Here is a 25,574-nt window from a genome sequence, read left to right on the forward strand (position 1 = left end):
TCGGGGAGGACCCCCGCACGCGCCCGTGCGGGGGTCCTCGCATGCGGTGACGAACCGTCAGCTCGGGGAGGATCACTCCTTTGGCGGCACAACCCGCGCGGACGGGGCGCGTTGACACAACGCCGGGTGTCCGCCCGGATGTTCGTGTCGATCCCAAGGAGCACCTTTCCATGTCGCGTATCGCGAAGGGTCTGGTCCTGACCTCTGCCGCCGTCGCGGCCGTCGCCGGCACCGCCGGTGTCGCCGCCGCCGACGCGGGCGCCAACGGCGTCGCCGCCAACTCGCCGGGCGTCGCGTCGGGCAATGTCATCCAGGTCCCGATCCACGTGCCGATCAACCTCTGCGGCAACACCATCGACGTCATCGGTCTGCTGAACCCGGCGTTCGGCAACACCTGCGTCAACGGCTGACGTCCGCCGCAGTCCCTCGACCGGCCGTCCACCCCCCGCATCCGTCGTGGGGTGGGCGGCCGGTTCGCCGTGTCCGGGGCACGTGGTCCGGCACGTCCGTTACGGCGGACGGGGCAGCGGGCGGCCCGGACGGGGGCAGGTGGCGTAGCGAGCGGTTGCGGGGCGCGGGCGGCGAACCGACGGTGGCATCGGATCCCCAAACCCGTCCGAAAGGAATCCCCATGCGTGCTCTGCCCGCGCGGCGCCTCGCCTCCACCGTCGTCGGCGCCGCCGTCCTGGCCGCCGTCACCGGCCCGGTCGCCGTCGCCGTCTCCGCCGACTCGACGGGAGACCGTGCCGACACCGGGGCCTCCCGGACCGCCCTGCCCGGCGCCGCGAAACTGCTCGCCCAGGTCAGGGCCATGGACCGCAACGGCTCCGTGCCCAAGCAGGTCGTCACCCTGCTCGACCGGTCGCTGACCGAGGGCAGACTGCCGGCGGCCGAGGCCAGGCGGCTGGGCGACGAGGCGAAGAAGGCACTCGAACGGGCGGCGGCGGCCGGAACACTCGCCACGCCGACGGCCGCGGCCGAACCCACGGCCCCCGCCACACCGACGGCTCCCGCGGCGACCCCCGCGACCACGCCCGCCACGCCCACCGCGACGGCCTCCGCCGTACCCGCGCAGCCCGCCACGGCCTCCGCGCCCGCCGTCGCCCCCTCGGGCTCCGAGTCGCAGTCGGCGATGCCCAAGCCGGCCGCCTCCGCCGCCAAGCACGGCGCCACGCGGGCCGTGCCCGCCGCCCGCGACCTCCTCGGCGATGTGCTCGCCGCGGTGGACGCCCTGGTCAACGCGGTCGTCTCCCAGGTCGACCAGGTGGTCTCCAACGCCAAGAACCTCGTCGACCTGTTGCTCGCGTCCCTCAACCCGACCCCCACCGCGACCCCCACCCCGGCCGCCACGCCGAGCGCGCTGCCGAACCTGCCGGCGCTGCCGAGCCTGCCCGCGACCGGGTGAGCGTCCGCGGACCGGGCGCGGACCGGGACATGTTCATATGTCTTCCGGGCCACGGGGTTTCGGCCCGGCGCGGCGGTCGTTAGGCACGGCGTCGGACATCCCCTGGGCGGCGTCGAGCCGCCCGAAGAGAGGAACATGATGAAGTCCCTGAAGGCTGCCGTCGTCGTTGCCGGTTCCGTGGCCCTCGCCGGCGTCACCGCGCCCGCGTTCGCCTACAACGCCTCCGACCTGACGCCCACCAGCCTCAACGGTGCCGTCGACCACCTCGCCAAGGGCCCCATCACCCTGCGCGACGTGATGCCGATCCAGCACCAGTCGGACGCGCTCGACACCGAGAACAAGGACTCCCTGCTGCACACCGTCAAGGGCGCCACCACCGCGCTGAACCAGCACAACCCGCTGCTCGGCGGCCTGCCCCTGCAGAGCTGACACCCCTCGCGCCCCGGGGCCGGTACCGCATCCGCGGCACCGGCCCCGACCCGTTCGAGGCCCCTTCCCTCGATCGTGTGGAGCCCTCCGGACCACTGGTCCGGACGGGTGAGAAGCCGCCGGACCGCCCCCGGGCCCGTCGATAAGGTCGCGCGGTGACCTCAACCCCCACCGCACCACACCCCGCCGACCTCGGCACGCTCGTCGTGCTGCCCTGGAGCGGCGCGGCCCCCGACGGCACCGACATGCCCTATCTGCTGGCCTACTCCCTCGGGGACGCGCCGGGCGGCCCGGACACCACCGCCGCCGCGGTCGAGCACCTGCTGGTGAGCAACGGGCTGCCGGTCGGCGGCGACCTGGTCGACGGCACGTACCGGCCCAGTCTGCCCATCAGCCTGCTGGTGGAGGCCGGGCAGGCGGTCGTGCGGATGCCCCGGCTGATCGCCCAGGCCCCCGCGCCGCCGGAATGGCTCGCCGCCGTCCGCGCCCGCGGCTACGCCTACCTCGTCTTCACCACCCGCGCCTGGCCCGAGGGCGCCCCCGGCACCATCGTGTCGCCCGCCGCGCTGGCCGCGTTCGCCGGCGCCCAGGAGACCCTGAACGCCGCCGCCCACGTCGTACTGCCCGCCACCAGCCTGCGCTGACGCGGCCGGCCCGAGCCGCCCGCGGCCGACTCGGGGACGCCCCCGCCGCCCGGTGGCCGCACCGGGCCGGCCCGGCGAGGGACTCGCGGAGCGGCCCCGGCACGACCAGCCGACTATTACGGCAGCCGGGGGAAAAGCGCGCCCACGCCGTTTTCCCCTTCCGGCAACGCCAGTTACGCGGTACGGACGTCAACTCCCGCTTCTGTGAAGGGACCGTAGCCGAGATGAAGCCGACCACCCGAGGAACCCTTGCCGCCGTCGTCACCGGCGCCGCGGCCGCCGCCCTGGCCGCCACCCCCGCCGCCGCGGCCGGTTCGGTTCCCGTCCCGGTGCCGCTGGGCGGCGTCTCCCAGTCCCTCGGCACCCCGGTGCCCGAGGCCTCCCTGGACGTGCCGCTGCTGACCCCGGGCACCCCCGACGGCCCGCGCTACACCACCGGCCGGCTGCTGCCCGAGGGCATCCTGCCCCAGGTCCCGATCAGCGGCGCCCTGCCCGGCGCCGACCTGCACGCGCCGCTGCCGCGGCTGCTCGGCGAGGGCTTCGACCACCTCGACGTCGACGCACCCGCCTCCGGCCTGCACACCCTCGGCCCCGGGCTGGACCTTGACGCGCCCCTCACTCAGCCCGACCCGCACAACTTCGGCCTGCCCGGCCTCAAGGCCCCCGAGGCCGGCCTCCTCGCCCCCGTGGTGCGCACCGTCGCCGGCGCCGGCCTCGGCACCGACTCCGGCCGGTAACCCGCACGGCCTTCCCGACAGCGCCGTTCGGCCGTACGCGGGTGACCCGCACGGCTCCCTTGCCCGCGCGTTCGGCCGTATCCCGGTGACCGGAGCCGCCCCCGGCCGGTTACCGGGTGCGACAACCGATCCCGGACCGAGGAGGGTGCGATGACCGACGGCGAAGCGGTGGGCGCAAGGGAGCGGGCCAGAGCGGATACGACGGCCGGGCCGACACGGAGGCGGGTGGCGCGGGGACTGCTGTCCTGCGCCGCCGCCCTCTCCCTCGCGCCGGTCGTCGCCGCCGCCCGACCGGTGCCCCCGGTCGCGGGCCCCGGCGGCGACTCCTTCGACGAGACCTACCGGGGCCGGCACATCCGGGGCGTGCGGATGTCCGAGGAAGGCCGCAGCGGCTTCGACGCCGACTGGCGGATCACCGTCGACGGCCGTCCGCTGCATCTGATGCGGCGCGCCGACGGCACCTGGCTGAGCATGGTCGACCACTACACCTCGTACCGGACGCCGCAGGAGGCCGCCCGGGCCGCGGTGGACGAACTCGGTCCCGGCCAGCGGCTGCGCGACCTGGCCCCCGGCCCGCTGGGCCACGCCCGGTCCGACAGCGTCCTGGACCTGGTGGAACACCTGGGCATGGAGTGGGGGGACCGGCATGGCGTACGTGCGTAAGAACGTCGGCGCCCTCACCGCGAGCGAGCGGCGGCGGTTCGTCAACGCCCTGCTGGAACTCAAACGGCGCGGGGAGTACGACGAATTCGTGCGCATCCACATCGCGTACTACGCCGCCGACGGCGAGACCGGTCTGCGCACCGCCCACATGGCGCCCTCCTTCCTCCCCTGGCACCGCCGGTTCCTGCTGGAACTGGAGGGGGCGCTGCGCCGAGTCGACTCCTCGGTGACCGTGCCGTACTGGGACTGGACCCGCGACCGCTCGGCGACCTCCGTGCCCTGGACCGCCGATCTGCTCGGCGGCAACGGGCGCCGCTCCGACCAGCAGGTCACGACCGGGCCGTTCGCCTACTCGGCGGGTCACTGGACCATCCGGGAGGGCGTCACCGACGGCCGCTACCTCACCCGGGACCTGGGCCGCGCCGCCTCCCCCCTCCAGCTGCCCACGCGGAGCGACGTGGACTGGGCGCTGAACGACGCGGCGTACGACGTGCACCCCTGGGACTCGACCGTCACCCGGGGCTTCCGCAACAAACTGGAGGGCTGGGGGACCGGCAGCGGCAGCGCGTCCTGGCACAACCACAACCGGGTGCACCGCTGGGTGGGCGGGGCGATGCTCGGCGCCGCGTCCGTCAACGACCCGGTGTTCTGGCTCCACCACGCCTTCCTGGACATGCTCTGGGAGCGCTGGCAGCGGGCGCACAAGAACCACCGCTATCTGCCGGCCGAGCCGCCCGGTGCCGGTGACGCGCAGCGCGGCCGGGTCGTCGCCCGGCACCAGAAGCTGCCGCCGTGGAACGACACCCCGGACCAGCTGGAGGACGTGAGCCGGATCTACCGGTACGCCTGACGGCCCTCGCGGCGCACGCGAAGAGCCCCGGCGCTCGGAGGTGCCGGGGCTCTTCGCTGGTCACGGCGTGGCTCAGTTGCCGTAGTCGCCGTCGTGCTGGCCGAGGCCGCCGCCCTGGTTGACGCAGGTGTTGCCGAAGGCCGGGTTCAGCAGGCCGATCACGTCGATCGTGTTCCCGCAGACGTTCACGGGGATGTTGATCGGAACCTGGACGACGTTGCCCGACAGCACGCCGGGGGAGCCGACCGCCGCGCCCTGGGCACCCGCGTCGGCCATGGCCAGACCGGCTCCGCTGATCACCACGGCACCGGTGCCGAGGGCCACGGCGGCTGCCTTCGCGATGCGAGACATCACGTTCTCCTTCTGTCGCTCGGGAAGCGCGACGGCAGGACCAGCCGCCGCACTCCCCGTTCAACGCCGCGGCCCCTGGGGGGTCACGGTGATCACCCGGGGATCACTCTTTCAACAGGCACGTTCACGGCAGCCGGCGTATCGGGGCGCCCGCCAGGTACGCCCGGATGTCCTCCACCGCCTGGGTGTAGTAGGTGCGGTAGTTGGCGCGGGAGACGTAGCCGAGGTGGGGCGTGGCGAGCAGCCGGGGCGCGGTGCGCATCGGGTGACCGGCGGGCAGCGGCTCGATGTCGAAGACGTCGACGCCGGCGCCCGCGATCCGGCCCTCGTGCAGCGCGGCCAGCAGCGCGTCCTGGTCCACCACGGAGGCGCGGGAGGTGTTGACGAGGTAGGCGGTCGGCTTCAGCAGGGCGAGTTCGGCCGCGCCGATCAGACCCCGGGTGCGCTCGCCACCCGGCACATGCACGGTGACGAAGTCGCTGCCGGCGAGCAGCTCCTCCTTGGAGGCCGCCGCTTCGACCCCGGCCGCCGCGGCGCGCTCCCCGGTCAGGCTCGGGCTCCACGCGCTCACCCGCATGCCGAAGGCGAGCCCCACCCGGGCGACCCGGCCGCCGATCCGGCCGAGCCCGAGCACGCCCAGCCGGGCCCCGTCCAGATCGGCGCCGACCGTGGACTGCCAGGGGCCGCCGGTGCGCAGCGCGGTGTTCTCGTGGACGATCCCGCGGGCCAGGCCCAGCAGCAGCGCCCAGGTCAGCTCCACCGGCGGAGTGCCGGAACTCTGCGTGCCGCACACGGTGACGCCCCGCGCCTCGGCGGCCGCGTAGTCGATCACGGTGTTGCGCATCCCGGTCGCCACGATCAGCTTCAGTTGGGGCAGCCGGGCGAGCAGCGAACCGGGGAAGGCGACGCGCTCGCGCAGGGTGACGACGATGTCGTACTCCGCGAGCGCCGCGGCGAGGGCGTCCTCACCCTCCAGGTGCCGGCGCAGCGCGACGACCTCCACCGCGTCCTCGATCACCGACCAGTCGGCCGACTCGGCGGCCACCCCCTGGAAGTCGTCCAGCACCGCACAACGAAGCCGCACGCTTGGCTCCCCTCTCGATCCTCTGGGTCCGCAGTATGGCGGACGACGCGATCATGCCTGCGGGGGGTGCCCGGGAGGGCCGGGTTACCGGCCCTCCCGGGCCGTTCCGGCTTCCCGTCGACGCCGCTCTGGACGGGGTGGCGGTCCCGCGGTCCGCCTCGCACGTTCGCCGTGGCGTCCACGGCCGCGCTCTCCGCCCGGGCGACTCCGCCAACTGCGCGACGCCGCCTCTTGTTTGACGCCGTCTGGCTGCCCGGCCGGGTGCGATACCTCCGCGTCGACGTGGCGGGCGCCGCGCTGGTGGCGGTCTGCCGGGCGGCGCAACGGTGCCGGGCATCCGCTCGACGTCCCCCCTCCTGCCACGCTGATTCCCTAAGGCCGGGATCTCGGCTCGGGGGGAGCCCCTCCTCGGGGAAGGGCCCGAGCCTCTGTCACCGTCCGTGGATCGTGGCCACGGCGCCGGCTGCCCGTGGCGCTAGCCGTCGCGTGTGCAGCGGCCCTTCGGATCGTGGGCAGGGGGACGGCACTGGAGGGGGAAGTCGGCGTGGCTGGTGCTCAGGTAGCGGCCGATGCAGGTGTTCGCGGTGGTGCGGCCGTGCTCGGCGCAGTAGGCCAGCGCGGCGCGGCCGTCGGGGAAGGGGCCAGGGGCGTAGATCACCCAGTAGCCGGAGCGGAGCGAGGCGTAGTCGTCGCTGCGCAGGTAGAGCGCTTCGGGCACGGAGGCGCGGATGCGTTCGAGACGCCGGTCGCGGGCGGCCGCGCCCGAGGAGACGGGCTCGGAGTACAGCTGCGCGATCCAGCGGCCGCCGTCCGCCGGGGCCGACCACCGCTGTGACGCGCTCGGTTCGGGGGAGGAGGACGCGCTCGGCGCCGGGTCCGGGCTGTGCTCCGGACCGGGGCTCGTGGGCCGCGTGTCAGGGGCGGACGTGGGCGAGGCGGGCGTGGTCGCGGCGACGGCCGGACCGGCGGCCCTTCCGTTGTCCCCGCCCGTGTGCAGGGTCAGGACCAGAGCGGTCGCCGTGATCACGGCCAGGGCGGCGGTCGCTGCGAGGAGCGCCGGTGCACGGCGGCGGGCAGGCACCGGCGTCCCGGGCCCGGCAACGTCCCGCTGCGTGGGGGTCGCCTGGAGAGCCGGGGCCGGCGTGCGGGCCGCCGTCAGTGTCGGCTGAGCCCAGCTCGGTGTGGCACCGGCCTCGACCTGGGCGAGCATCGCGTCCAGCTGACCGGCGTCGGGGCGGGCCGCCGGGTCCCGCACGAGGAGGGATTGCAGGACGGGAGCCAGGGGCCCGGACCGTACGGGCGGGGAGACCGGCTCTTCGAGGACCGCGGCCAGGGTGGCGGGCGTGGTCGCGCGGCGCAGCGGGCTCGTCCCCTCCGTGCACAGGTACAGGACCAGCCCGAGGGACCACAGGTCGGAGGCCGGGTCGTCGTCGTGGCCGCGGATGCGTTCAGGCGCCATGTACTCCGGGGTGCCGGCGAGTTGGCCGGTCGCGGTCAGTGCCGTCGTGCCCTGGAGGGCGGCGATGCCGAAGTCGGTGAGGGCGGCGGTGCCGTCGGGGCGGATCAGGATGTTCGCCGGTTTCACGTCCCGGTGGTGGATGCCGGCGGCGTGCGCGGCGCGCAGGGCGGAGAGGATCTGGCGGCCGATGCGGGCCGTCTCCGCCGGACTCAGCGGCCCCGCCTCGATGCGCTGTTGGAGCGAGGTGCCGGGCACCAGCTCCATCACGATCCACGGGTGCGGCTCCGCCTCGACGACCTCGTACACCGTCACCACGTGCGGGTCGCTGAGCCGGGCCAGCGCCCTGGCCTCCCGCATGACCCGCTCCCGTACGGTGTGCGAGGCGTCCGCGTCCCGGTGCACCGCCTTGAGGGCCACCTCACGATCCAGCAGCGTGTCCCTGGCGCGCCATACGGTCCCCATCCCCCCGCTGCCGAGCCGCTCGATCAGCTCGAAGCGCCCGCCGACCCTGTCCCCCGGTGTCATGCCGGCCAGGCTAGGACAACCGGTGACAGCCCGGAACCCGGTCGACCACGGGACGGCGCGAGTACGACAACCGGAACAAGCGGCTCGACGACGGCACCCCGCCCGGCCACGCGGCGCGCGCGCCGTGCTCCGCTCCCGGCCGCCCGCGCCCGGTGTACCGGCGGGCAGCCGGCAGCCGTCCTCCGGTGGGGACCGGCGCCCGTAGAACCTGGCACCCACCGCAGCTCTTGATTGCCATGTACTCTGCGTTGCAAAGTTAAACCGAGTGGGCGGCGATCCGGCGGCCCGCTCACGAGCGCTGCCAACGCACCGGCCGCGAGGGGGAGAAGATGGGAACATCGGCACCGAGCAGTACGGGACCGGAACCGAGCGCGGCCGCGGCCGCCTTACTGGCGGCGACGGACGGCCTCCGGACCAAGACCCGCAGGCAGCTGAACGGCGCGTGGGCCCCCCTCCTCGGCTTCGGGCTCCTCGCGCTGGCGGCTGTCCCGATCGGCCGGTTCGCCTTCAACTTCGGAGCCCACGGGCGCAACGTCGGGTCCTACCCGATCTTCGCCTACGCCGAGCTGACCGGACTGTGCGTCGTCCATGAACCGGGAACCCCCTGCTTGAAGGGCGAGTTCGACGGCGCGGTGCTGCGCTTCGTGGCATGGGGCGTGTGGTTCGCGCTCCTCCCCCTTGCCTGGTTCTTCTTCGCCCGCTGGTACCGCCTGCGCGGCGAGGCCCGGGGCGTCGTCCCCCGGCGCGGCATGTGGGTGCGCGCGACCGCCGCGGCCACCGTCGTGATCACGGCGGCTCTGGTGACGCTGCTGTTCGGCAAGGGCCAGTCGTGGGAGGCCGTGCTGCTGGAGAACAGCTACGTCTCCCCGTGGTACCTGGTCGGCATCGGACTTCTCGCGCTCGGCATCGCCGAACGCAGCTGGATCACCGCGACGGCCGGCACCGTTCACGCCCTGATGCTCACGGGGTACCTCGGAGCCTCCCCGGGCAGTGGATGGCTGCCCTGGCAGCACCCCGCCCACCCCGGCTGGGCCGACGGTCCGCAGGTCAAGGCCTTTCTGCTCGCAGCCGTCCTGCTTCTCGCCGGCCTGGGCGAGTGGATGGCGGCCCGCCGTCGGGGCGCGCCCGGTGCCGCGGTTGCGGGTACGGTCCTCTCATGAGCGTCGAAGACTCGACCGCTGCACAGGGCGACCAAGAGGCACCGCATCCCACCCAGGCGCTGGACGACACCGTCCACCAGCGGGTACGGCTCGGCGTCCTCACCGTGGCCCGTGAGGCAGACCGGGTCGACTTCGGCTTCCTGAAGAAGCAACTGGCCGTCACCGACGGGAATCTCTCCCGGCATCTGAAGGTGCTGGAGGAGTCCGGAATGATCACCGTGGAGAAGGGCTACGCCGGCCGGCGTCCCCGTACCTGGGTGGCCCTCACCCGGGCAGGTGCCCAGGCACTGGACGCCGAACTCCGGGCCCTGCGCGCACTCGTGCTGCGCCTTGAGGCTCCCCGTCCCGCGCCCGGCGCACCCGACGCCTGATCACCACTTCCGGGAGTCCGGTCCCCCGCGCGACGGCGGCCCCGACGGCTCGCCGGGCCGGCGGTTCGGCCTGACCGGACTTGCCGACCGGCACGACCTCCACGGCAATCGACAGGCCGGCGCATGCGCGGTCACGGCGGTTTGCTTGGATGCCGGAGATGACGACGAACTCCCCGGTTCCCCGTGCGGCCGACGCCGACTCCGACCGTTTGAAGGCCCTGCTGGAACGCGCCGCCAACGGGCGGGACGGCCAGGCCTGGAGCGACCTGTGGACGGAGCTGTACCACAACGGATCCCTGGACGTCGCCCATCCGCTGGTGCTGCCGACGCTGGCGGACATGGCGGACAACGGCAACGCGGACATGGCGGCTTCGGCCCTCCACCTGGCCGGCGCCCTCCTCGTCCAGGCCGACCAGCGGTACGAGAGCCGGAATCTGCGGCACCGCTACGCGCCCGAAGTCACCCGCCTCCTGGGCGCCGCGAACCGGTGGCGGCAGATCACCACCGACCGGAACGACTACTGCCACCTGCTGGAAGCCGTCCTGAACCTGGAGGGCGACATCCACTGGGCGGAGGACCTGATCTGGGGTGTCGTCAGCGAGGAATACGAACTCGAATGCCCCGATCCCGACGGGTGCGCGTCCCTGTGGGTGATCATCGGAGAGCGGGGCTTCTTCAGCGCGGCGGAGGACCACGCCCTCTGCGACGACATCGACACCTTCCCCCTCCATCCGGCTGCTCCCCGCACCCTGGAAGGCCTCGGCCGACGCCTCCACGACCTCGCCCTGGCCGACGGCCACGACGAAGTCGCGCAAGCCCTGACGTACGCCTTCGGCGAGGCGACCTGCCCGGAATGCGGCCGGCGCTTCTCGGTCGCCGAGCGGATCGCCGCGTGTTCCAACTGAGTCGTTCGCGGGCTCACAGGGCGTATCGCCCCCGTGCGGGAGGCGATACGCCCTGCCGCCCCGCTGGCTAACCCATGGTCTTGGCGCCGTCCAGGGACTCGCGGATGATGTCGGCGTGGCCGGCGTGCTGGGCGGTCTCGGTGATGATGTGCATCAGTACCCGGCGGGCCGACCATCGCGCGCCCGGCTGGGACCACGGGGCCTTCGGTAGTGGTTGTGTGGCGTCCAGGTCGGGGAGGGTGGCGACCAGTTCGTCGGTTCGGCGGGCTGCCTCGGCGTAGTCGGCGAGCACGCCGGTCAGCGTCTCGCCGGGCAGCATCCGGAACTCGTCGGCCCGTCGGGCCCAGTCGGCCTCGGTCATGGTGGTGAAGTCGGGCATCGCCGACGGGCCATCCAGGATGAACTGCGCCCAGGCTCGCTCGACCGCAGAGACATGTTTGATCAGGCCGCCCAGGCACAGCTGGCTGGCGGTCGTCCGGCGCCCGGCCTGCTCGTCGGTGAGGTCACGGGTGGTGAAGCGCAGGAAGTGCCGGTGCTTGGCCAGGGCCTCCAGCAAGTCGGCGCGCTCGCCGGTGGCGGTCGGCTCATGCGCCGAGTCGTGGGTGGCCAGTTCGTTGACAGTCGCGGTCTCGCTCATGGTCACTGCCTTCCGTGGTTCGTGTTCCGCCGGACAAGCAGGACGCTAGGGGACCTGGAGGTCAGATCCTGACCTAAATCAACGGAGGGGTGAGGATGCTGAGGCTTGACCTGGTGCCTGACCTGCCGGGGTGGCGGGATCGGAACCCACGACATCTTCGTCCCGAAGCAACTTGGGGGCGCTGCCTTTGGCTTCGACGCCTCTCACCTGGGGGACGGTCCGCAGGCGCCCGCGCTTGTTCACCGTTGTGCGTGGGCGTTCTGGAGCGCATCGCCGTAGAGATCACGGCGTACTACCGAGCACTCGACGAGTGCGCCACTCTGCCGCACCACTTCCGTCACGCTGACTGAAGAAGGCAGCCTCTGGTACATCGAGGCCGTACCCGACCGCGGCGAGTTGATCGTCATCAAGCAGGCCGAGCTGACTGCGGCCGGCCAACTCCACCGATACAGCCTTGGCCAGGGGTTGCCGAACCAGCCCCTTACGGACCTCGGTTCCCCGTGAGTCACCGTCCGTTCCGGCACGTGAGTGGCACGGCCACGGGAGCTGTGCATGTCGGCCCGCAGCAGAGACGGGGAGCGCTGTCCACGCTAGGAAGCTCGTGCGTCGTGCTTCTCGCGGTTGGCGAGGACTTGATCCATGTGGGTCTGCGCCCACTGCCTGAGCCCGCGTGTCAGGTGGTGGAGTGAGAGGCCGAGGTCAGTCAGCTCGTAGGTGACGGTGACGGGGACCGTGGGCGTCACGGTGCGGATGAGCAAGCCGTCGCGTTCGAGGGCTCGTAGGGTCTGGGTCAGCATTTTCTGGCTGACGCCTGACAGCAGCCGGGCGAGCTCGGAGTAGCGCATTGCCTTCGGGGCCTGTGAGGCACCGGGCTGTTGGGACGAGTCATCGCCCAGTGCGCAAAGGATCAGGACGACCCACTTGTTTGAGATCCGGTCGAGGAGCTGACGGCTGGGGCACATCGCCAGGAACGCGTTGTACTCGGCCTTGGCCTGGGCCTTCTTGTCGGCCTTCGTCGTCGTCACTGATCTCGCCTCACCCTCTGGGTTACTTACGCACTTCAGAGTGCCTACTTCCCGAAAGGAAGTATCTCTCCAAGACTGGTGCAAGGGAGCTGGAGACACCACCCCTCGCAGGACGAAAGGCACGACGATGAACACGCCCTCCGCACCTCTTCCTGGCGGAACCTGGACACTGGGTGACTCGACCGTCACCCGTTTCGGCTACGGCGCGATGCAGCTTGCCGGCCCGTGGGTCATGGGGCCGCCCGCCGACCACGAGGGCGCCCTGGCGGTCCTGCGCGAGGCAGTCAGCCTCGGGATCACCCACATCGACACCAGCGACGCCTACGGACCGCGCATCACGAATGAGCTGATCCGTGAAGCGCTGCACCCCTACCCGGAGTCGCTGTTCATCGCCACCAAGGTGGGCGCGACCCGCGATGCACAGGGCGGCTGGCCCACGGCCCGGCGCCCAGAAGACCTGCGTAAGCAGGTCCACGAGAACCTCGAATCTCTCGGTGTCGAGGCCCTCGACCTGGTCAACATGCGCATGGGTGACGCTCAGGGCCCCCAGCCCGGCTCGATCGCCGAAGCGTTCGAGACGCTCGTCGACCTCCAGCGAGAGGGTGTGATCCGCCACCTCGGCGTCAGCAACGTCACCGCGGAGCAGGTCGCCGAGGCGCGCGGCATCGCCCCGATCGTGTGCGTGCAGAACATGTACAACCTTGCCCACCGCCATGACGACGACCTCGTAGACCACCTGGCCGCCGAAGGCATCGCCTACGTGCCGTTCTTCCCCCTGGGGGGCTTCACTCCGCTGCAGTCCGAGGCCCTCTCGCAGGTCGCGAGCCGACTGCGAACGACGCCGATGTCGGTCGCGCTGGCCTGGCTGATGCAGCGCTCGCCGAACATCCTGCTCATCCCCGGTACCTCGTCCACCGCCCACCTGCGCGAAAACATCGCAGGCGCCGGGCTGTCGCTCACCGACGAGGACATGGCCGAACTGGACACCATCGGTCATTGAACGAACAGCTGGCACGCGGATAGACACGCACGCAGAAACTGGAGGACCACCTCCCGATGTTGGGAGGTGGTCCACGTGCTGTTTCGGCTGTCGGCTGGTTCTTCCGGCCGACTCTCCCCGGCTCCGACGTCACGCCGGTGCCGCTGGCCGCGAGTCACGCACGCGGCTGGAGATCTGCCCTGGGAGTCGTACGCCGACCGGTCCGGTGGCCCAGGGACTTCGGCACGTGTTGGACACGGCCACCCGCGAAAACCCGGTGACAGCCGGACAGCCCCGGAGTCCGTCCTTGATCATCAGGGATGCTTCCGGGGCTGACGCGCGCCCGACCGTACCCACCCTGACCAGCAAAAAGCCCTCCCCGAGGGGAGGGCTTCGGAAGGCGCCCCCGGCAGGACTCGAACCTGCGGCCAAGCGCTTAGAAGGCGCCTGCTCTATCCGCTGAGCTACGGGGGCCTGGTGGCGGGACCAAGGATAAAGCTCCCTGCTTGCCGACCCTGTCGCTTCCCCTCCGTGGCTCGATGTGGAGGTTCGGTGAAGCGGTCCCGATAATCGCAGGCAGGTACGAATCGTGCAGCGCTTTTGGCGTCCGAGGCCGCAGGGTGTTGTGCACTCGTTATGCCTGGCCCGCGCCCGTGTCCCGGTCGCCCCTTCTGTCCTTTCTGTTCTGTCGGCGCGCAGGCATGTCTATATGCTTCAGAATTCCCCTAAAATTGGGCATTCTTCGCATGTGGTGACCTTGGACGTACGGCCCCAGCTGCTCGACACACTCTCCGCTCTGCGCGACCGTGTCGCCGCCGCACGCTTTCCGCTGCCGCTGGCCGGTGCCCCCCGCGCCCGCGCCAACCGGGACGAACTCCTCGCCCAGCTGGACGACTACCTCGTGCCCAGACTACGGGCGCCCGAGGCGCCGCTGCTGGCCGTCGTCGGCGGGTCCACCGGCGCCGGGAAGTCGACGCTCGTCAACTCTCTCGTCGGGCGCCGGGTGAGCGAGGCGGGCGTGCTGCGGCCGACGACCCGCACCCCGGTCCTGGTCTGCCATCCGGCGGACCACCACTGGTTCAGCGGTGTGCGCGTGCTGCCCGACCTCGCCCGCATCTGGCTGCCCCACCACGACCCCCGCGACGACGACCTCCTGCCCCCCGCCGACCAGCCCGCGCGCGCCCTGCGCATCGAGACCGCCGAGACCCTCCCGCGCGGCCTCGCCCTCCTCGACGCCCCCGACGTCGACTCCCTGGTCGCAGAGAACCGCGTCCTCGCCGCCGAGCTGCTGTGCGCCGCCGACATCTGGGTGATGGTCACCAGCGCCGCCCGCTACGCCGACGCCATCCCCTGGCACCTGCTGCGCACCGCCAAGGAGTACGACGCCACCCTCGTCACCGTCCTGGACCGGGTGCCACACCAGGTCGTCTCCGAGGTCTCCCGGCAGTACGCCGCCCTGCTCACCAAGGCCGGCCTCGGCGACGTACCCCGCTTCACCGTGCCTGAGCTGCCCGAATCCGTGTGGAGCGCGGGCCTGCTGCCCGCCACCGCCGTCGCGCCGCTGCGCGCCTGGCTCGCCCACCACGCCCAGGACCCCGGCGCCCGGCAGTACGTCATGGCCCGTACCGTCCACGGCCTCCTCGACTCGCTGCGCACCCGGATGCCCGAGCTGGCCGGTGCCGCCGCCGCCCAGTACGCGGCCGCGCTCCGGCTCACCTCCGCCGTGGAGGGCGCGTACGACGGCGAGCACGCCCGGCTCCGAGCCCGCCTCCAGTCGGGTGCCGTACTCGCCGGGGACGCCCTCAAACGCTGGCGCGCCTTCCCCCTGGACTGCACCGCGGGTGAACTCCTCGACGCTCTGGTGGAGAGTCTGGCCGCGCTGCTGCTGTGCGCCGTCACCGCAGCCGACGAGCGGGTGGCCGAGGCATGGCAGCGCGAGCCCGCCGCGCAGGCCCCGGGCCTCGCCGGGCGCGATCCCTCCCCGGAGAGCGCCGAGCACCGTATCGGCCTCGCGGTACGGCGCTGGCGGCGCGAGCTGGAGGAGTACGCCGAGGAGGAGGCGCGCGAACTGGAGCGCGCCGTCGCGCCCGACCCCGAGGCCGTGGCCGCCCTCGCCGCCACCGCCCTGCTGGGCGGGCGCCGGGCGCGCAACGCGGGCGAGCGGCTGGCCGACCGGGTCGGCGCCCATGGCGCGCTGCGCCTGCGCGACCGGGCCGAACGGCTGCTCACCGAGCACGTGGACCGTGTCGTGCACCGCGAACGCGAACGCCGTCTCGCCCCGCTCGACGCCCTCGACATCCATCCCGAGCCCCAGGCCGAACTCATCGCCGCCCTGTCCGTACTGCAGAAGGAGAGGTGACCGGTGACCGCCGTCACTGACCAGGAGCACATCGAGCACATGGAGCACGTCGAGCACACCGGTTCCAGCAGTCACAGCGGAGCCGGGGATGGACTCGTGCGGCAGGACACCGGGCCCGCGCGGGCGCGGGTCATCGACCTCGGGAACCGGGTCGAGGGGGACGACGCGGCCGGCACCCGCCCGGCGTCGGAGGCGGGAGCGGACGACGGGAGCGGCGGGGGAGGGGAGGAGCCGGAGAACAGGGAGGACGCGGGGAACGGGGGGAACGGCGAACAGGGGGAGAAGCCGGAGCAGAAGGAGAAGGTGGAGAAGGGGGAGAAAGGGGAGAAGGGGGAGAAGGGTTCCGGTGGTTCCGATGCGGGGGACGGTGGGGAGGCCGAGGAGGCAGGGGGTGCCCCCGATGCCTTGGGAGCCGGCTCGCGCTCCGGCTCACGCCCCGGCTCGCGCTCCGGTTCGGGCTCCCCTTCGGGGGCCGGTTCCAGTTCCCCATCCGGGTCCGGGCCCGGGCCCGGATCCGAGACCGCGCCGGTCACTTCCGCAACGTCCGCACCTTCCGACTCATCCGGTGCGGAACCGTCCGCTCCCGCCGACTCCGCCGGAGCGTGGGACGACGGTCTGATCGCCCGGCGTGTCACCGACGCCGCCGCCCTCACCGCCGGACGCGCCACCGCCCTGGAGCCCGCTCCCGGTCGTGGCCCGGGCGGTGCCGTCCCCCCGGTCCCGCTGGCCTACGAGGGCCCCCTGCGCTCCCGGCTGGACGCGCTGCGCGAACTCGTCGGACTCTCCCGGGCCAGGCTGGACGGCCAGACCCTCGCCGAGGCGGGCCGGGTCCTGGACGAGGCGGCGGCGCGCCGCAAGCTGTCCGGCCGGCACACGGTCGTCGCCATCGCGGGTGCCACCGGCAGCGGCAAGTCACAGCTGTTCAACACCCTGGCCGGCGTCGCCATTTCGGAGACCGGGGTACGGCGCCCGACCACCGCCTCGCCGATCGCGTGTAGTTGGAGCGACGGCGCCGCGGGCCTCATCGACCGGCTCGGCATTCCCGGCCGGTTGCGCCGCCGTCCGCTGCACAGCCCGGACGGCGAGAAGCAGCTGCGCGGACTGGTCCTGATCGACCTGCCCGACCACGACTCCGCCGCCGTACAGCACCGCGAGCAGGTCGAACGGATCCTGAAGCTGGTCGACGCGGTGATCTGGGTGGTGGACCCGGAGAAGTACGCCGACGCGGTGCTGCACGAGCGCTATCTGCGGCCGATGGCCGGGCACGCCGAGGTCATGTTCATCGTGCTCAACCAGGTGGACCGGCTGCCCGGGGAGGCGGCCGACATGGTCCTGGACGACCTGCGGCGGCTGCTGGACGAGGACGGGGTGGCGCTCGGCGAGCACGGCGAACCCGGCGCCACGGTGCTCGCGCTGTCCGCGCTCACCGGGGAGGGCGTCGGCGAACTGCGCGAGGCGCTGGGCGAGTTCGTGGCCGAGCGGGGTGCGGCGGCCCGCCGGGTCTCCGCCGATGTGGACGCCGCCGCGGCCGAGCTGCGGCCGGTCTACGCCGCCGGGCGCCGGGTCGGCCTCAGCGAGGAGGCGCGCGAGGAGTTCGCCGCACGGCTCGCGGACGCGGTGGGCGCCACCGCGGCGGGCGACGCCGCCGAGCGGGCCTGGCTGCGCAACGCCAACCGGGCCTGCGGCACACCCTGGCTGCGGCTGTGGCGCTGGTACCAGCGGCGCGGCACGGCCCCGACCGGCCGTCACCAGGTGCGGGTCCAGACGGAGGAGGAGGCGACGGCGCGGCAGCGGGTGGAGCAGGCGGTGCGCACGGTGGCCGACCGGGCGTCGGCGGGGCTGCCGGTGCCGTGGGCGCAGGCGGTGCGCGAGGCCGCCGTGCGCGGCGCGCAAGGGTTGCCGGAGGCGCTGGACGAGCTGGCGGAACGCGCCGGGGAGCCGTCCGGGCGGCCGCCGCGGCCGGGCTGGTGGCCGGCCGCGGTGCTGGTGCAGGCGGCGATGACCCTGGTGCAGATCGCCGGCGGGCTGTGGCTGGTCGGGCAGATCGCCGGGGTGATGGCGCCCAACCTCGGTGTTCCGGTGCTGTTGATGGTGTGCGGGATCATCGGCGGACCGCTGGTGGAGTGGGGGTGCCGGATGGCGGCGCGGGGGCCCGCGCGGCGCCATGGCCAGGACGCGGAACGGCGATTGCGGGAGGCGGCCGCGAGCTGCGGCCGGGCGCGGGTGCTGGATCCGGTGGCCGCGGAGTTGCTGCGGTACCGGGAGGTGCGGGAGCAGTACGGGAAGGTCGTGCGGGCGGACGCCGCGGTGGGCTGAACCCGGTTTGCCCGGCGGGCCGGCACTCGTGTGGGTGGCGGGGTTCTCCACAGGCGCGGGGCCGTCCACAGCGCTCGGCGGGCTCGGCCCGGGGCGGGCAGTCTGAGGTCGTGGCGGACGCCGCCGTACGGGACGGACCCGTACGTGTCGCCCGCCCGGCCGGACCGCGTGGGCGGGCCGCACCGGGCGGGCGGAGGGGAGCGAGAAGTGAACGAGACCGTGGTGTGCGTGGTGGGCAACGTGGCGACCGCGCCGGTGTACCGGGAGCTGGCGGCGGGGCCGTCGCTCCGGTTCCGGCTCGCGGCCACCGCGCGCTACTGGGACCGCGAGAAGAGCGCCTGGACGGACGGACACACCAACTTCTTCACGGTGTGGGCCAACCGTCAGCTCGCCGCCAACGCGATGGCGTCGGTGGAGGTGGGCCAGCCGCTGGTGGTGCAGGGCCGGCTGAAGGTGCGCACGGACGGGCGCGAGGGGCAGCAGCAGTGGGCGTCGGCGGACATCGACGCCACGGCGATCGGACACGACCTCTCCCGGGGCACGGCGGTCTTCCGCCGCGCGGCGAAGCCTGAGCCGCCGACCGCGCAGCCCCGCCCGGAACCCGACTGGGAGACACCGGGACCTGCGGCGACGGGGGACGGCACCCAAGCCCAACAGCAGTCGGAACCAGCCACGGTGACGTGATGTCAGCGTTCGCGGCGAGTTGATTTGTCGATAAGGCCTGCTCAAGGGCGGTCCGGCGATAACGATTCCGGATCGGATCAGCCGTCGGATCATCCGACCGGCGGGGGAGGCGTCGCCCGGTTCATAGGATGCCGGGCGTGCCTCTCGGGGCCGCCGATTCTGCTGGTGGGACCTTCCCCGACGTCCGACGGGTCCTGCTCGAAGGGGAATTCTGTGCTTGTTGCGCTGTCTGGGTTCTGCCGGTCCACCGCCGTGGCCCGCCTGGCCGCCACCGCCACGGTGTCCGGGCTCGTGGCGGCCGGGATGCTGTCCGGCGCGGGTACCGCCGCGGCCGATGTGGCACCGCAGACCGAGGGCGGGGCGACGGCCACCATCGACGGCCTGAAGACCTTCGGCGAGGCCGTGGTCCACGACGCGGGCGGCGATCAGCGGGTGTCCGCGGGACTCTCCGAGATGTCCGTGGACGGCGGCGGCACCCTGCAGACGTACTGCGTCGACCTGCACAACCCGGTCCAGCGCGACGCCCACTACCAGGAGACGTCCTGGAGCGGCACGTCACTCGGCACCAACCGGGACGCCGGCAAGATCCGCTGGATCCTGCGCAACTCCTACCCGCAGGTCAACGATCTCGCCGCGCTCGCCCGGCGGGCCGGGACGCACGGCCTCACCGAGCAGGACGCGGCGGTCGGCACGCAGGTGGCGATCTGGCGGTACTCGGACCACGCCAAGGTCGACGCCGTGGATCCGCAGGCCGAGAAGCTCGCCGACTATCTGGAGCGCAGCGCGCGGGACAGCGCCGAGCCGCCCGCCTCGCTGTCGCTGGACCCGTCCGCGGTCTCCGGCCGGCCCGGCGCGCTGGTGGGCCCGGTGACCGTGCACACCAACGCGAGTGCCGTCACGGTGATACCGCCAGCGGGCGTGGCCGCCGGCGGCGCCCGGATCACCGACAAGGCCGGCAAGCCGCTCACGGTCGCGAAGAACGGCAGCCGGATCTACTTCCGCATCCCACAGGACGCGGCGGACGGCTCCGCCCAGCTGACCGTGCAGGCGTCGACGACCGTCCCGGTGGGCCGTGCGCTCACCTCCGACAGTCGCAGCCAGACCCAGATCCTGGCCGGCTCCAGCGAGTCCGCGGTCTCCGCGACGGCGACGGCCGGCTGGGCGGCGCAGGGCGCGATACCGGCGGTCTCGGCGCGCAGGAACTGCGCCAAGGGCACGGTGGACATCCTGGCCGTCAACAAGGGCGACCAGCCCTTCACCTTCCGCCTGATGGACACCGAGCACACCGTCCCGGCCGGTGCCACCCGCACCATCGGCGTCCCCCTCCAGGAGGACCAGGGCTACGACTTCACGATCACCGGCCCCGACGGCTTCAGCCGGCGCTTCACGGGCGTCCTGGACTGCAGGATCCAGGGCACGATCGTCTCGAAGACCACCACCCAGACCATGGGCGAGCCCACCCCGATCACCACCCCCACCCCCGACGACACGAACCTCGCCGCGACCGGCGGCTCCGCCCTGACCCCCCTGATCGCCGGCGTGGCCATCGGCCTGGTCGTCATCGGCGGCGCCGTCCTGGTCATCCTCCGCAAACGCGAACAGCCGAACGAGTGAGCCGGCCGGCCGACCCCCACCTCGAAAGGGAGCGGGTCGGCAGTACAAGGCGGGCGCCGACCGGGAACCTGAGCCGCCTCGCCCGTCGGGAGGAGGCGCAGGCCGTTTCGCTCAGCAGGACGCGGGCGGCACGCTCTGGTCGGAAATCGATCTATGAGTAGACGACCTACAACCTGACCGCGCGCGGACCCGGCCCCGAAGCCGAAACAGAGTGTAAAAAATCGCCCCGAGAAGAACGAAAGAGTCACCCAACTTAAGGGCATATCTCCAATCACATGAGCCAGAAGGGGACTACCGGTCGGCGCTTGGCGATCGAATAGCGATGGACCGCGCGCATAGCGAGCTTCCAGAATGCACACGGCGCGGGCCCACTGGGGGACCGCTTGTGCCCCGGGAAGGACCCCGACGTCCATGTCAGTCTTCCGCTCACCCAGGCACGCATCCAGACGTCCCAGGTCAAGGCGGGTCGTCGCCGTCACTGTCGCGGCCCTGGCCGCCGGGTCCCTGACGACCACAGCGTCGGCCTACGCGGCGTCTGGCACCCCGGCTCAATCACCCCGTACCGCATCGCACGACACTCGCTCCCCGTCCGCGGCCCGACTGACCTGTGCGATCAACGACACCAGTGGCTGCCTGAACAACACCGCCACCAGTACCTTCACCACCACGACCAGCCCTGCCGATGCCGACGGCTCCGGCAACAGCTTCAACGCCACCGACCTGACAGGGGCAGCTGGCTGGCAGAGCGGCAAAACCGTCACCATCGACGGTGCCACCATCACGCTGCCGAAGTTCGGCACCGGCGCCTACGACAACATGCTGGCCTCCGGGCAGACCGTCACCCTGCCGGACAGCGGTGTGGTCAACACCGGCGCCGCCGTGGTCTTCCTCGCGTTCGCCACCGGCGCCCCAGTCACGAACGCCACCAGCACCATCACCTACGCCAAGAACAACTGCCTGGACCCCAACGGCGTCCCCAGCGACCAGAGCTATGACCTGAGCGCCGTGCCGGACTGGCTCTCCGGCCCGTCCTCCGCGGCCTCGATCACCCTTGTCCACGAGAACCACAGCGACGGCACCCAAACCAGCCCGAACTCCGGTCCGAAGGTCTATGCCATCAGCGTCCCGCTGACCTGCCCCGGCTCGGTCATCAGCAGCGTCTCCCTGCCCCAGCTCACCGACGGTGTCCAGGCGGGCCGACCCGCCCTGCACATCCTCGGGCTGGGCGTACGGCCGACGACCGCCACCGGCAGCGGATCCAGCGCCCGGCACTGGGTCGGCACCTGGGCCTCGGTCCAGGACACCGGCAAAGTGCAGTCGTCCAACGGCAGCACAGCGGCCATCGACAGCCAGACCCTACGCATCCCGGCCCACGTCAGCATCGGCACCGACAGCGGAAACGGAGTACGCGTACATCTGTCCAACGCCATGGGTGCCACCCCGGTGACCTTCGACGCGGCTTCCGTCGCCCTGCAGGACACCACCGCGGCCGGCGCCACCGCAGCTGCAGCACCAGTAGCGCTGACCTTCGACGGTTCCCCCTCCGTCACCATTCCGGCAGGCGGCGACGCCACCAGCGACCCGGTCACCCTGACCGTCGAGCAGCAAGCAACCGTCCTGGTCAGTTTGCGGGTGCGCGGCATGGCGCCCGCCATACCCGGCCACTCTGCGGCCCGGACTCCCGTCTGGGTCAGCGACCACGCCGACCGCACCAGTGACACGGACGCCGGCCACTACACGCAGACCACGTACACCGGTCTGCCGTACCTCTCCGGCATCGACGTCACCACCTCCGCCTCGAACCCCACCGGCTCGCTGGTCCTCTATGGAGACCAGAGCGTCAACGGGGGGACCGCGAGCGACGACGGCCGGCATCACCTCAGCGATGCGATCACCAACGCCCTGGCCGACGATCCCCGCGGGGGCACCTCCGTGCGCTACGGCGTGCTCAACGCGGGCACCGACACCAACAGCCTGCTGCCGCAGATCACCAGCAGCGCCAGTCCGTTCGGCGCGCTCAACCCCCTGGACCGCGATGTGCTGACCCAAGGCAACGTGCGAACCGTCCTCGTCTCCACCGGCGCCACCGACCTGCTGAACTGCACCGGCAACGCCTACACCTGCGCCACCGACGTGGAGGACGGACTGGCCTCCCTCGACATCCGGCTGAGCGGGTACTCCACCGATGACAGCCAGCTCTCCATCAATCAGCAGCCGGTCACCCAGAACTCCGACATCACCGTCTATCTCGCCACCATCGCGCCGTTCACCGCCGCCCATCCCGGCACCGCGGCCCAGGAGGCCGCCCGCGAGGAGGTCAACACCTACCTGCTCGACAACTACCCGGGTCAGATCATCGACTTCGCCGCAGCGGTCTCCGCCGGCGGCAACGCCACATCCTCGACCGTCAAGGCCGCCGACCTCTCGGACGGCAACCCGTCCGACGCGTACTACGCCGACCTCGCCGGCCGATACGTCGACGACACCGACTCCGGTGCCCTCGTCTATCCACCCAACTGACCCCACCCGGGGCCCAGGCCCGCCGCTCCCACCAGATGCGGCGGGCCTGGGCCGTCGGCCGGCATGCCTACCGGACCGACGCCAAGGTGCCGGCTCCGGCGGACATCGCGGATCAACGCCGGCAACGCCGTCGAGCAGCCCGAGCCCAGGCAGGCGACCGCCGAGGAAGCGTCGATACTCGGCATCCAGAAGGCCGCACTCGTCACGCACATCCGGCGGACGTACTACAGCGACCAAGGGCGGCCCGTGGAGACGGCGGACATCGTCGTGCCCGCCGCGCACTGCGAGATCGTCTACGAGATCCCGATCAGCCGATAGCTCCGTTGGGATTGCCGTATGGCCGAGGACCGTCCCGCTTGCCCCGAGTGCGGCCAACCCCTGAAGTGGGGCGGTTTCGTACTTGCCCGAGGCGACGACGGTCAGCGGGCTTGCCGCTCGCTGTGGCAGTGTGCCGATCGGCACACCTGGTGGAGGCAGGCAGAGCAGCCGGAAGAGCCGCTACAGGTCTGCCCGGCCCCGGAGCTGTTTCGGTGACATCCGAAGCTGGTCAGCGGGGCCCGGCGGCGTTGCGGCGGCATCCATGAGTGAGCGTCAGGCCGCCGATGACGGCGCCAGGGGCCGCGATGGCTCGAACTTCCGGGGCGGAGGCCAAGGAGGGTTGGTCCTGGCGGCCATGATCTCTCTATGGACGAATACGCGTGGCCCGCGGGCCCGGAGGTGCCGGAGCCCGAGGCGGTTCGGCGGAGCTGGGCGGAGACCGTCGTCGCTCTGCCTGTGGGGACTCATGTCGGTGGTGAGGTCATCGGGCGCCAGCGCTTCGGAGTCTTCATCCGTGTAGAGGGCATCCCGAACGCCGTGGCCCTTGCCGAGATCACGGCCATGCCGCGCGGGATGGAGCTGCCCCCGTTGGGCGCCCATGTGGAAGGCACGGTGATTGACCATGCCCACCACAACCACCAAGTGAAGATCCGGTTGCCCGCGTGATCATTCCCGGGCCGTCTCTGGGCCGTGCGAGGGTGCCCAAGGCCACTCGATGGCGACCGACAGCGACAGACGCGCCACAGCCATCACCGGCGAAAGTCCAGGTCAGGCCCCTGCAGCCTAACGAGTTTCCGCCTAGGGGTGGCCGTACGGCAAGATGGGGTGTATCTGCCCACTGCCAGATTTCAAGCTGCCGGACGGTTTCTCTTGGCTGAGTTCATTTACACCATGCGCAAGGCGCGCAAAGCGCACGGCGACAAGGTGATCCTCGACGACGTCACCCTGAACTTCCTGCCGGGTGCCAAGATCGGCGTCGTCGGTCCGAACGGTGCCGGTAAGTCGACCGTGCTGAAGATCATGGCTGGGCTGGAGCAGCCGTCCAACGGCGACGCGTTCCTGTCGCCCGGCTACACCGTCGGCATCCTGCTGCAGGAGCCCCCGCTGAACGAGGAGAAGACCGTCCTGGAGAACGTCCAGGAGGGTGTCTCGGAGATCAAGGGCAAGCTCGACCGGTTCAACGAGATCGCCGAGCTGATGGCGACCGACTACTCCGACGCGCTGCTGGAGGAGATGGGCAAGCTCCAGGAGGAGCTGGACCACGCCGAGGCGTGGGACCTCGACGCCCAGCTGGAGCAGGCCATGGACGCGCTCGGGTGCCCCCCGGGCGACTGGCCGGTCACCAACCTCTCCGGTGGTGAGAAGCGCCGCGTCGCGCTGTGCAAGCTGCTCCTTGAGCAGCCCGACCTGCTGCTCCTCGACGAGCCCACCAACCACCTCGACGCCGAGTCGGTGAACTGGCTGGAGCAGCACCTGGCCAAGTACCCGGGCACCGTCGTCGCCGTCACCCACGACCGGTACTTCCTGGACAACGTGGCCGGCTGGATCTGCGAGGTCGACCGAGGCCGGCTGCACGGCTACGAGGGCAACTACTCCAAGTACCTGGAGACCAAGGCCGCCCGCCTCAAGGTCGAGGGCCAGAAGGACGCCAAGCGCCAGAAGCGCCTCAAGGAGGAGCTGGACTGGGTGCGGTCGAACGCCAAGGGGCGCCAGGCCAAGTCCAAGGCCCGTCTCGCCCGCTACGAGGAGATGGCCGCCGAGGCCGACAAGATGCGGAAGCTGGACTTCGAGGAGATCCAGATCCCGCCGGGCCCGCGTCTGGGCAACGTCGTGGTCGAGGTCAGCGACCTGCACAAGTCCTTCGGCGAGAAGGTCCTCGTCGACGGGCTGTCGTTCACGCTGCCGCGCAACGGCATCGTCGGCGTCATCGGCCCGAACGGCGCCGGCAAGACCACGCTGTTCAAGATGATCCAGGGCCTGGAGACGCCGGACTCGGGTCAGATCAAGGTCGGCGAGACCGTCAAGGTCTCCTACGTCGACCAGGGCCGCGCCAACATCGACCCGAAGAAGACGCTGTGGGAGGTCGTGTCCGACGGGCTCGACTACATCAACGTCGGCCAGGTCGAGATGCCCAGCCGCGCCTACGTGTCCGCCTTCGGGTTCAAGGGCCCGGACCAGCAGAAGCCGGCCGGTGTGCTCTCCGGCGGTGAGCGCAACCGCCTCAACCTCGCGCTCACCCTCAAGCAGGGCGGCAACCTGCTGCTCCTCGACGAGCCCACCAACGACCTCGACGTCGAGACCCTCTCCAGCCTGGAGAACGCGCTGCTGGAGTTCCCCGGCTGCGCCGTGGTCGTCTCCCACGACCGCTGGTTCCTGGACCGTGTCGCCACCCACATCCTCGCCTACGAGGGTGACTCCAAGTGGTTCTGGTTCGAGGGCAACTTCGAGTCGTACGAGAAGAACAAGGTCGAGCGCCTCGGCCCGGACGCGGCCCGTCCGCACCGGGCGACGTACAAGAAGCTGACCCGGGGCTGATCGG

At 71.9% G+C, this 25,574-nt stretch carries 23 protein-coding genes, 1 tRNA gene and 1 pseudogene; 19 read left to right on the forward strand and 6 right to left on the reverse strand.

Annotated features, from left to right (window positions below):
- The first annotated feature begins 170 nt into the window (after positions 1-170).
- The 7 genes from HZZ00_RS04600 (at position 171) to HZZ00_RS04630 (ending at position 4,728) form a co-directional block, all read left to right on the forward strand.
- Positions 171-410: a chaplin gene (locus HZZ00_RS04600; protein ID WP_180331009.1), complete on the forward strand. Its 240-nt coding sequence runs from the start codon at positions 171-173 to the stop codon at positions 408-410.
- Positions 411-631: 221 nt separating this feature from the next.
- Positions 632-1,405 (forward strand): hypothetical protein, encoded by a 774-nt coding sequence (locus tag HZZ00_RS04605; protein ID WP_180331010.1) that lies wholly within the window; start codon positions 632-634, stop codon positions 1,403-1,405.
- 138 nt (positions 1,406-1,543) lie between these two features.
- Positions 1,544-1,834 carry a hypothetical protein gene (locus HZZ00_RS04610; protein ID WP_180333386.1) on the forward strand — a complete coding sequence of 97 codons (291 nt, stop codon included), beginning with the start codon at positions 1,544-1,546 and terminating at the stop codon, positions 1,832-1,834.
- 155 nt (positions 1,835-1,989) lie between these two features.
- Positions 1,990-2,478, forward strand: coding sequence for a DUF5949 family protein (locus tag HZZ00_RS04615; protein WP_070027245.1), 489 nt, complete (start codon positions 1,990-1,992; stop codon positions 2,476-2,478).
- 224 nt (positions 2,479-2,702) lie between these two features.
- Positions 2,703-3,215 (forward strand): hypothetical protein, encoded by a 513-nt coding sequence (locus tag HZZ00_RS04620; RefSeq protein WP_180331011.1) that lies wholly within the window; start codon positions 2,703-2,705, stop codon positions 3,213-3,215.
- A gap of 150 nt (positions 3,216-3,365) precedes the next feature.
- A complete protein-coding gene (locus tag HZZ00_RS04625; protein ID WP_180331012.1) occupies positions 3,366-3,878 on the forward strand; it encodes a tyrosinase cofactor in 513 nt (170 codons plus the stop codon).
- Positions 3,862-4,728 (forward strand): tyrosinase family protein, encoded by an 867-nt coding sequence (locus HZZ00_RS04630; RefSeq protein WP_180331013.1) that lies wholly within the window; start codon positions 3,862-3,864, stop codon positions 4,726-4,728. The genes HZZ00_RS04625 and HZZ00_RS04630 overlap by 17 nt, the downstream gene beginning before the upstream one ends.
- A gap of 72 nt (positions 4,729-4,800) precedes the next feature.
- Here HZZ00_RS04630 and HZZ00_RS04635 read toward each other — a convergent pair whose 3' ends face one another.
- The 3 genes from HZZ00_RS04635 to HZZ00_RS04645 form a co-directional block, all read right to left on the reverse strand.
- Entirely contained in the window at positions 4,801-5,079 is a 279-nt protein-coding gene (locus tag HZZ00_RS04635) for a chaplin (protein ID WP_180331014.1), read from the reverse strand.
- 124 nt (positions 5,080-5,203) lie between these two features.
- The gene (locus HZZ00_RS04640) at positions 5,204-6,163 is read right to left on the reverse strand and encodes a D-2-hydroxyacid dehydrogenase family protein (protein ID WP_180331015.1); all 960 of its coding nucleotides are present in this window, start codon (positions 6,161-6,163) and stop codon (positions 5,204-5,206) included.
- 475 nt (positions 6,164-6,638) lie between these two features.
- Entirely contained in the window at positions 6,639-8,147 is a 1,509-nt protein-coding gene (locus tag HZZ00_RS04645) for a serine/threonine-protein kinase (RefSeq protein WP_180331016.1), read from the reverse strand.
- A gap of 329 nt (positions 8,148-8,476) precedes the next feature.
- Here HZZ00_RS04645 and HZZ00_RS04650 point away from each other — a divergent pair, with 329 nt between their 5' ends.
- The 3 genes from HZZ00_RS04650 to HZZ00_RS04660 all read left to right on the forward strand — a co-directional run bounded on the left by HZZ00_RS04650 (position 8,477) and on the right by HZZ00_RS04660 (position 10,583).
- Positions 8,477-9,307, forward strand: a complete 831-nt coding sequence (locus tag HZZ00_RS04650) for a hypothetical protein (protein ID WP_180331017.1) — start codon at positions 8,477-8,479, stop codon at positions 9,305-9,307.
- Positions 9,304-9,678: a transcriptional regulator gene (locus HZZ00_RS04655; RefSeq protein ID WP_180331018.1), complete on the forward strand. Its 375-nt coding sequence runs from the start codon at positions 9,304-9,306 to the stop codon at positions 9,676-9,678. The genes HZZ00_RS04650 and HZZ00_RS04655 overlap by 4 nt, the downstream gene beginning before the upstream one ends.
- A 158-nt stretch (positions 9,679-9,836) precedes the next feature.
- Positions 9,837-10,583 (forward strand): hypothetical protein, encoded by a 747-nt coding sequence (locus tag HZZ00_RS04660; RefSeq protein WP_180331019.1) that lies wholly within the window; start codon positions 9,837-9,839, stop codon positions 10,581-10,583.
- Between the two features lie 67 nt (positions 10,584-10,650).
- Here the strand turns inward: HZZ00_RS04660 and HZZ00_RS04665 are convergent, their stop codons facing one another.
- On the reverse strand, positions 10,651-11,220 hold the full coding sequence (locus HZZ00_RS04665; protein ID WP_180331020.1) for a DinB family protein: 570 nt from the start codon (positions 11,218-11,220) through the stop codon (positions 10,651-10,653).
- 590 nt (positions 11,221-11,810) lie between these two features.
- Complete coding sequence (locus HZZ00_RS04670) at positions 11,811-12,245, reverse strand: helix-turn-helix domain-containing protein (protein WP_180331021.1); 435 nt, start codon at positions 12,243-12,245, stop codon at positions 11,811-11,813.
- A gap of 127 nt (positions 12,246-12,372) precedes the next feature.
- Between HZZ00_RS04670 and HZZ00_RS04675 the strand changes: the two genes are divergently transcribed.
- Positions 12,373-13,245, forward strand: a complete 873-nt coding sequence (locus HZZ00_RS04675) for an aldo/keto reductase family oxidoreductase (protein ID WP_180331022.1) — start codon at positions 12,373-12,375, stop codon at positions 13,243-13,245.
- A gap of 380 nt (positions 13,246-13,625) precedes the next feature.
- Here HZZ00_RS04675 and HZZ00_RS04680 read toward each other — a convergent pair.
- A tRNA-Arg gene (locus tag HZZ00_RS04680) sits at positions 13,626-13,698 on the reverse strand.
- Positions 13,699-13,972: 274 nt separating this feature from the next.
- Here HZZ00_RS04680 and HZZ00_RS04685 point away from each other — a divergent pair.
- The 8 genes and pseudogenes from HZZ00_RS04685 (at position 13,973) to ettA (ending at position 25,570) form a co-directional block, all read left to right on the forward strand.
- Positions 13,973-15,583, forward strand: coding sequence for a dynamin family protein (locus HZZ00_RS04685; RefSeq protein WP_180331023.1), 1,611 nt, complete (start codon positions 13,973-13,975; stop codon positions 15,581-15,583).
- A gap of 3 nt (positions 15,584-15,586) precedes the next feature.
- Positions 15,587-17,899: a YfjP family GTPase gene (locus HZZ00_RS04690; protein ID WP_180331024.1), complete on the forward strand. Its 2,313-nt coding sequence runs from the start codon at positions 15,587-15,589 to the stop codon at positions 17,897-17,899.
- A gap of 207 nt (positions 17,900-18,106) precedes the next feature.
- Positions 18,107-18,583 carry a single-stranded DNA-binding protein gene (locus HZZ00_RS04695; protein ID WP_180331025.1) on the forward strand — a complete coding sequence of 159 codons (477 nt, stop codon included), beginning with the start codon at positions 18,107-18,109 and terminating at the stop codon, positions 18,581-18,583.
- Positions 18,584-18,844: 261 nt separating this feature from the next.
- The gene (locus tag HZZ00_RS04700; RefSeq protein WP_374028542.1) at positions 18,845-20,197 is read left to right on the forward strand and encodes a Cys-Gln thioester bond-forming surface protein; all 1,353 of its coding nucleotides are present in this window, start codon (positions 18,845-18,847) and stop codon (positions 20,195-20,197) included.
- Positions 20,198-20,608: 411 nt separating this feature from the next.
- The gene (locus tag HZZ00_RS04705) at positions 20,609-22,717 is read left to right on the forward strand and encodes a hypothetical protein (RefSeq protein ID WP_180331026.1); all 2,109 of its coding nucleotides are present in this window, start codon (positions 20,609-20,611) and stop codon (positions 22,715-22,717) included.
- A gap of 39 nt (positions 22,718-22,756) precedes the next feature.
- A pseudogene (locus HZZ00_RS04710) lies at positions 22,757-23,035 on the forward strand (UTRA domain-containing protein); the annotation flags it as partial.
- Between the two features lie 366 nt (positions 23,036-23,401).
- Positions 23,402-23,701 carry a hypothetical protein gene (locus HZZ00_RS38085; protein ID WP_219013992.1) on the forward strand — a complete coding sequence of 100 codons (300 nt, stop codon included), beginning with the start codon at positions 23,402-23,404 and terminating at the stop codon, positions 23,699-23,701.
- A gap of 204 nt (positions 23,702-23,905) precedes the next feature.
- On the forward strand, positions 23,906-25,570 hold the full coding sequence (ettA, locus tag HZZ00_RS04720) for an energy-dependent translational throttle protein EttA (protein WP_070027213.1): 1,665 nt from the start codon (positions 23,906-23,908) through the stop codon (positions 25,568-25,570).
- Positions 25,571-25,574 lie beyond the last annotated feature (4 nt).

The sequence above is a fragment of the Streptomyces sp. NEAU-sy36 genome (genome assembly GCF_013423905.1).
Classification (GTDB): Bacteria; Actinomycetota; Actinomycetes; order Streptomycetales; family Streptomycetaceae; genus Streptomyces; species Streptomyces misionensis.